The sequence below is a fragment of the Leucobacter sp. genome, from assembly GCF_053528595.1.
The window spans coordinates 1-6,961 of sequence record NZ_JAIVPF010000092.1; the positions used below are offsets into that span (position 1 = coordinate 1).

A 6,961-nucleotide genomic window follows, 5' to 3' on the forward strand; every position below is an offset into this window, starting at 1 on the left:
CGGATCCAGCTGCCGATCGCGGTGCCTGCGATCCTCTCCGGCCTGCGGGTCGTGGTCGTCTCCAACATCTCGATCGTGACGATGGCCGCCGTGATCGGCATCGCGCAGCTCGGGTCCCTCTTCACCATGGGCTTCACGAGGCGCCTGTTCGTCCCGATCATCGTCGGCCTCGTGGTGTGCCTGCTGCTCGCGCTCGTGCTCGACCGGCTGCTCGTGCTGCTCGGCAAGGTCATCACCCCCTGGAGCCAGAAAGGAGCCCTGTGATGGACATCCTCGGATGGCTCACCGACCCCGCCAACTGGAGCGGCCCGGGATCGATCCCCTACCAGGCGCTCATGCACCTGATCTACTCGCTGATCGCCCTCCTCGTGGCCGCACTGATCGCGGTGCCGCTCGGCGTCTTCATCGGGCACACGGGCAAGGGCGAGAGCCTGATCATGGGCTCCGTCAACGCGATGCGCGCGCTGCCGACGCTCGGCCTCCTGATCCTGCTGGTGCTCGTGATCTCGCCCGTCTTCAGCAGCAACCTGGCCTTCGTGGTCCCCTCGCTCATCGTCCTGGTGCTGCTCGCCGTGCCGCCGATCCTCAGCGGCGTCGCCAGCGGCATCCGGGCCATCGACCGCTCGGTGATCGACGCGGCGCGCGGCATGGGCTTCTCCACGGCCCGGATCATCTGGAAGATCGAGATCCCGTGCGCCCTGCCGCTCACCCTCTCGGGCATCCGCGGCGCCACCCTGCAGATCGTCTCGACCGCCACGGTCGCCGCCTACGTATCGCTCGACGGCCTCGGACGATTCATCATCGACGGCCGGGCCGGCAACGACTACGCCGAGATGGCCGGCGGCGCGATCGTGCTCGCGGTGCTGGCGATCCTGCTCGAGCTGGGCTTCGCGGTGCTCGGCCGCGGGCTCGTGTCCCCCGGGCTCACCCGCCGCGTCCGCGCGCAGGCCCCGACAGCGCTCGACACCGAGACCGCGGTGCTCAGCCTGGCCCGATCCTGACCCCCTCCCGACAGCACCACCCCTTCGAAAGGAACCCCATGCGCAAGAAGCTCCTGCTCGCCGGCATCGCGGCCGCGGCCGCGATCGCCCTCACCGCCTGCTCCGGCGGCGACCCGATGAGCTCCGACACCGACGGCTCCGGCGGAGCATCCGGCGGGATCGTCGTCGGCTCTGCCGATTTCGCCGAGAGCCAGCTGCTCGCCACGATCTACTCGCACGCGCTGCAGAACGCCGGCATCGAGGTCGAGGAGAAGCTCAACATCGGCAGCCGCGAGGTCTACCTCGAGGCGCTGCGCGACGGCTCGATCAACCTGCTGCCCGAGTACAACGGGTCGCTGCTGAACGAGCTCGACGGCGAGGCCGACTCGAGCGACCCCGCCGGCATCCGCGAGCAGCTCGATGCACTGCTCGCCCCGGAGGGCATCATCGTGCTCGACGAGGCGGAGGCCGAGAACACCGACACGCTCGTGGTCGTACCGGACGTCGCCGCCGAGCACGAGCTCGTCGAGATCTCGGACCTGGCGCCCATCGCGCACGAGCTCACCCTCGCCGGCCCCGCGGAGTGGAAGTCGCGCTTCGAGGGCGTGCCCGGCCTGCAAGAGGTGTACGGCCTCGAGTTCGGCGAGTTCAAGGTGCTCGACGCCGGCGGCCCGCTGACGCTCGCCGCGCTCCAGAACGGCCAGGCCCAGCTCGGCGACATGTTCAGCTCCGACCCCGCGATCGCGGAGAACGACCTCGTGGCGCTCGTCGACGACCAGGGGTTGTTCCCGCCGGCCAACATCCTGCCCGTCATCCGCGAGGATGCGGCCACCGACGAGGTGACCGAGGTGCTCAACCGCATCTCGGCGGCGCTCACCACCGAGCAGCTGATGCAGATGAACGGCCGCGTGGCCGCCGGCGACGACATCGGCGCGATCGCCGACGACTGGCTGAGCGAGCAGGGTCTCTGAGCCGCACGGCTCGATGCGGCTCGACCCCGCGGCGGCGCGGCCCCGCGGCGGGGCCGCCGCGCCCCGCCGCGTGAGCCCTCCACTACGCGCGTCAGCAGTTGTCACCTCACCGCAGGTTTGGTGACAACTACTGACGCGCGTATTTCCGTCTCAGGCGTCTGCGTCGCGGGTACGCTGGGGCTATGAGCCCGTCAGCACTCGCGAACGAACCCGCGGGGTCCACCCCGCACCAACTCGCCGCGCTGGGCGTGGTGCTGGTCGGCGCGGGGCGCGGCGTGCGCCTCGGCGCCGCCGAGCCGAAGGCCTTCGTGGAGCTCCACGGCCGCGCGCTCATCGAGTTCGGGATCGGCGTGGTCACGTCGCTCCCCCACGCGGGGCACCTCGTCGTCGTCGTGCCGGAGTCGCACGCGGCCCGCACGCTCGAGCTCGTCGACCTGGTGCTGCCGCAGGGATCGCTCTGGGAGGTCTCCGTGGTGCCGGGCGGACGCCAGCGCCACGAGTCGGTGCGGTTCGGCCTCGATGCGCTGCCGGAGTCGATCGACACCGTGCTCGTGCACGACGCCGCGCGCCCGTTCGCCAGCGCGGCGCTCTTCGAACGGGTCATCGCGGAGGTGCGCCGCACCGGCGACTGCGTGATCCCGGCCCTGCCCGTCGCCGACACGCTCAAGCGCGTGGACGCCGACGGCGTGGTGCACGAGACGGTGGATCGGGCGCCCCTCGTGTCGGTGCAGACGCCGCAGGGCTTCCCCCGCGAGACGCTCGCCGCCGCGCACGCCACCGCCGGGCTGCAGTCGGGTTCCGGCTCCGCCCCCGGCGCACCCACGGACGACGCCGAGGTGGTGCAGCGGGCCGGCGGACGCGTGCGCACGGTCGCCGGGGAGCTGCGCGCCCACAAGCTCACCACGACCGCCGACCTCCCGATCCTGGAGTACTTCCTCACCGCGAACGCGCTGGGCCTCGAGGACGAGGCGTGAGCACGAGCGCGCGCCCCGCCGGCATCCGCGTCGGCACCGGGATCGACGTGCACGCCTACGACGCGGGATCGCCGCTGCGCCTCGCGGGCCTCGACTGGCCGGGCGAGCCCGGGCTCTCGGGGCACAGCGACGGCGACGCCGTATGCCACGCGGTGGTCGACGCGCTGCTCTCGGCGGCGGGGCTCGGCGATATCGGCGGGCTCGTGGGTGTGGACGAGCCGCGGACGGCCGGTGCCGCGAGCACGGAGTTCGTGCGGATCGCCCTGGCGCGGCTCGGCGAGCACGGCTGGCGCCCCCTCAACGTGTCGGTGCAGATCGTGGGCGAGCGGCCCCGCTTCGCGCGGCGCCGCGAGGAGGCGGAGCGCACGATGTCGGAGCTCGTCGGAGCTCCCGTGAGCCTCGGCGCGACGACCACCGACGGGCTCGGCTTCACCGGCCGCGGAGAGGGGCTGGCGGCGATCGCCACCGCGCTCATCGAGCGCGACTGACCGTCGCGCTGCCTCCGGGATTTCGGCTCCGCGACTCCACGACGCCGCAGTTCCGCTCAATCGGCGGAAGGCTCCGCGGCTCCGCCGCTGGACGCTGCCACTCGCCTGGCGCGGTGGCGCCGGCGCGGAGCGCGCGGAACGCCGGCGCGTTCCGCCTCAGCACTCCACGCGTGCGGAATGACGGGAGAGGCGCACCCTAGGCGGCGTACGCCCCCACGAGCCTCACGGCCCCGCCGTCGACGCCCTTGGCGCCCTGCTCGAAGCCCTCGAACTCGCGTGCGGCGGTCGAAATGGTGCCCGCGACCCAGGTGTCGAGCCCCTCGGCGGTGAGCGCCGCCGCGACCTGCGGGGCGCGACCCGCGGCGACCACCGCGAACATGCCGATCCCCAGGTTCCAGGCGCCCTCGAGCGACTCGAGGGTGTGCCCGCCCAGCTCCGCCAGGTGGCGGAACACCGGCAGCGGCGACCAGGTGCCGCGATCCAGCTCGACCCATGCCCCCTGCGGCAGCACCCGTGCCAGGTTCGCGGCGATCCCGCCGCCCGTGACGTGGCTGAGCACATGGATCGCGCCGTCGAGCGCGGGATCCTCGAGCACGCGCAGCAGCGGCGCGGTGTACAGCGCCGTGGGCGTGAGCAGCGCCTCGCCGTAGCTCGCACCCAGCTCCTCGCTGCGGTCGTCGTAGCCGATGCCGCGCTCGGAGAGGATGTGGCGCACGAGGGAGAAGCCGTTGGAGTGCAGCCCGGAGGCGGCCATCGCGAGCACCACGTCGCCGTCCTCGACGCGCGTCGGGGCGAGCATCTTGTCGGCCTCGACCACACCCGTCGCGGCGCCCGCCACGTCGTACTCGTCGACGCCCAGCAGGCCGGGGTGCTCCGCCGTCTCGCCGCCGACCAGCGCCGTGCCGGTGGCCTCGCAGGCCTCGGCGATCCCGCGCACGATGTCGGCGATGCGCTGCGGCACCACCTTGCCGCAGGCGATGTAGTCGGTCATGAAGAGGGGCTTGGCCCCGACCACCACGATGTCGTCGACCACCATCGCCACGAGGTCCTGCCCGATCGTGTCGTGCTTGTCGATCGCCTGCGCGATCGCCACCTTCGTGCCGACGCCGTCGGTGGACGAGGCGAGCAGCGGGCGCCGGTATCCGAGCAGCGCCGAGGCGTCGAACATGCCCGCGAAGCCGCCGACGCCCCCGAGCACCTCGGGGCCGTGGGTGCGCGCGACGGCCGACTTCATCAGCTCGACGGCGAGGTCGCCGGCTGCGGTGTCGACTCCGGACTGTGCGTAGGCGGACGGGGCGCTGTTCGGGGAGGTTTCGCTCACCCGACCAGTTTACCCGGCCCGTCCGGCTTCTCCCTCGCCCGGTTCCGGTCAGCGGCCGCTCCCCGCGCAGCCCGACACCTCGCGTCGGCTACCCGCACGCCCCGCACCCCTCGCGAGTGGCGGAAAACGCGGCCGTTTCCGTGAAATCAGCCGCGAAATCAGCCACTCGATCGTTCCCTCGCTCCGAGAGACCCAGGGCGGCTCCACCCGGGCAGAGCCGCAGGCCAGCCGCATGTGGGACACTAGAAGTCGCGTCTGCTCGACGTCCCACCCATCTCGCAGGGAGCGAACACAACAGTTATGTGCGGCATCGTCGGTATCGTCTCGTCCGAGCCCGTCAACCAGCAGATCTACGACAGCCTGCTCCTCCTGCAGCACCGCGGCCAGGACTCGACGGGGATCGCCACGCTCGACGGCGACTTCTTCCACATGGTGAAGACCAAGGGCCAGGTGCGCGAGGCCTATCGCACGCGAGACATGCGCAGCCTCACCGGCAACGTCGGCCTCGGCCACGTGCGGTACGCGACCCGCGGATCCGCGGCCGCTGAGCAGGAGGCCCAGCCCTTCTACGTGGGCGCCCCTTACGGCATCATCCTCGTGCACAACGGCAACCTGACGAACACTCGAGAGCTCACCGCCGACCTCTACAACGTCGACCGCCGTCATCTCAACACCAACTCCGACACCGAGCTGCTGCTCAACGTGCTCGCGAACGAGCTGCAGGCCGGCATCACCGGCCTCTCCCTCGACAAGGATCAGGTGTTCGGCGCCGTCTCGCGGCTGCACGAGCGCGTGGAGGGATCGTACGCGGCGATCGCCCTCATCGCGGGCTACGGCCTGCTCGCGTTCCGGGATCCGCACGGCATCCGGCCGCTGGTGCTCGGCCGCCGCACGGGAGCGAACGGCCAGGACGAGTGGGTCGTCGCCTCGGAGTCGCTGGTGCTGGAGTCCGGCGGCTACGAGGTCGTGCGCGACGTCGAGCCGGGCGAGGCGATCCTCATCTCCCCCGACGGCTGGATGTACTCGCAGCAGTGCGCGAAGAACCCCCGCCTCGTGCCGTGCGCGTTCGAGTACATCTACCTCGCCCGCCCCGACTCCGTGCTCGACGGCATCTCCGTCTACGACGCGCGGCTGCGCCTCGGCGACGTGCTCGCCGAGGAGATCGCCGAGCAGCTGGAGGGCATCGACATCGACGTGGTCATGCCGATCCCCGATTCCGCCCGCCCCAGCGCCATGCAGGTCGCGCAGAAGCTCGGCATCGAGTACCGCGAGGGCTTCTTCAAGAACCGCTACGTGGGCCGCACCTTCATCATGCCCGGGCAGGCGGTGCGCAAGAAGAGCGTGCGCCAGAAGCTCAACGCGATGAGCGTGGAGTTCAAGGGCAAGAACGTGCTCATCGTCGACGACTCCATCGTGCGCGGCACCACCTCGCGCGAGATCGTCGAGATGGCGCGGGCCGCGGGCGCCAAGTCGGTGACCTTCGCCTCGGCCGCGCCGCCCGTCGTCTACCCCCACGTCTACGGCATCAACATGCCCTCCCGCAAGGAGCTCATCGCGCACGGCCGCACCTCCGAGGAGATCGCCGCCGACCTCGGCGCGGACCATCTCATCTACATGAGCGTCGAGGGCATGAACCGCGCGATCATGGCCGGTCAGGATCACGTCACCGAGCTCGAGCAGAGCTGCTTCACCGGCGAGTACATCGCGGGCGACATCGACGCCGAGTACCTGGCGTGGGTCGAGGAGACGCAGGAGAGCTGAGCTCTCCGGGCCGCCGGCCCGTCCGGCTCGCGGACGCCGGAACACGAATCGCCCCGCTGCCGGCTCGGCAGCGGGGCGATTCGTACGACGCGGCTTGCGCTGCCTCAGGACTACGGCTTGTCCGGGCTGCTCCCGTTCTCACCCGTCGACTGGCCGGCGTCATCGCGCGGCGCGGCGGGGGGCGTCTGGGGTGCGGAGCCGCCGGCATCCTCGCGCGGCACGGCGGGGGGCGTCTGAGGCGTGGAGCCGCCGGCATCCTCGCGCGGCACGGCGGGGGGAGCCTGCGGCGCCGGGCCGCTCGTATCCTCGCGCGGCACGGCCGGCGGAGCCTGCGGCGCCGCGGCCTCGCTCTTCGCCGCGCCGGACTCGTCGGAATCGCTGCGCACCTCCTTCTTGAGGATGCGCATCGACTGTCCCAGGCTCTTCGCCAGCCCCGGCAGCTTCGGCGCACCGAACAGCAGCAGGA

At 71.8% G+C, this 6,961-nt stretch carries 7 protein-coding genes and 1 pseudogene; 6 read left to right on the top strand and 2 right to left on the bottom strand.

Annotation, left to right across the window (positions count from 1 at the left end; genetic code table 11):
* From ACWKZU_RS18290 to ispF, 5 genes and pseudogenes are all read left to right on the top strand, one after another.
* Window positions 1–264: pseudogene (locus tag ACWKZU_RS18290) on the top strand (ABC transporter permease); the annotation flags it as partial.
* Window positions 264–1,001 carry an ABC transporter permease gene (locus ACWKZU_RS18295; RefSeq protein WP_449283770.1) on the top strand — a complete coding sequence of 246 codons (738 nt, stop codon included), beginning with the start codon at window positions 264–266 and terminating at the stop codon, window positions 999–1,001. The pseudogene ACWKZU_RS18290 and the gene ACWKZU_RS18295, both read left to right, overlap by 1 nt.
* Window positions 1,002–1,039: 38 nt before the next feature.
* On the top strand, window positions 1,040–1,951 hold the full coding sequence (locus ACWKZU_RS18300; protein ID WP_449283771.1) for an ABC transporter substrate-binding protein: 912 nt from the start codon (window positions 1,040–1,042) through the stop codon (window positions 1,949–1,951).
* Window positions 1,952–2,133: 182 nt separating this feature from the next.
* The gene (gene ispD / locus ACWKZU_RS18305; RefSeq protein WP_449283772.1) at window positions 2,134–2,925 is read left to right on the top strand and encodes a 2-C-methyl-D-erythritol 4-phosphate cytidylyltransferase; all 792 of its coding nucleotides are present in this window, start codon (window positions 2,134–2,136) and stop codon (window positions 2,923–2,925) included.
* Window positions 2,922–3,413: a 2-C-methyl-D-erythritol 2,4-cyclodiphosphate synthase gene (gene ispF / locus ACWKZU_RS18310; RefSeq protein WP_449283773.1), complete on the top strand. Its 492-nt coding sequence runs from the start codon at window positions 2,922–2,924 to the stop codon at window positions 3,411–3,413. The genes ispD and ispF overlap by 4 nt, the downstream gene beginning before the upstream one ends.
* Window positions 3,414–3,609: 196 nt before the next feature.
* Here ispF and purM read toward each other — a convergent pair whose 3' ends face one another.
* Entirely contained in the window at window positions 3,610–4,734 is a 1,125-nt protein-coding gene (gene purM / locus ACWKZU_RS18315; protein ID WP_449283774.1) for a phosphoribosylformylglycinamidine cyclo-ligase, read from the bottom strand.
* Window positions 4,735–5,034: 300 nt separating this feature from the next.
* Here purM and purF point away from each other — a divergent pair, with 300 nt between their 5' ends.
* Window positions 5,035–6,495, top strand: coding sequence for an amidophosphoribosyltransferase (gene purF / locus ACWKZU_RS18320; RefSeq protein WP_449283775.1), 1,461 nt, complete (start codon window positions 5,035–5,037; stop codon window positions 6,493–6,495).
* A 110-nt stretch (window positions 6,496–6,605) separates the two neighbouring features.
* Here the strand turns inward: purF and ACWKZU_RS18325 are convergent.
* Window positions 6,606–6,961 (bottom strand): Sec-independent protein translocase subunit TatA/TatB (locus tag ACWKZU_RS18325; RefSeq protein WP_449283776.1); only part of this gene is annotated, 356 nt, incomplete at its 5' end.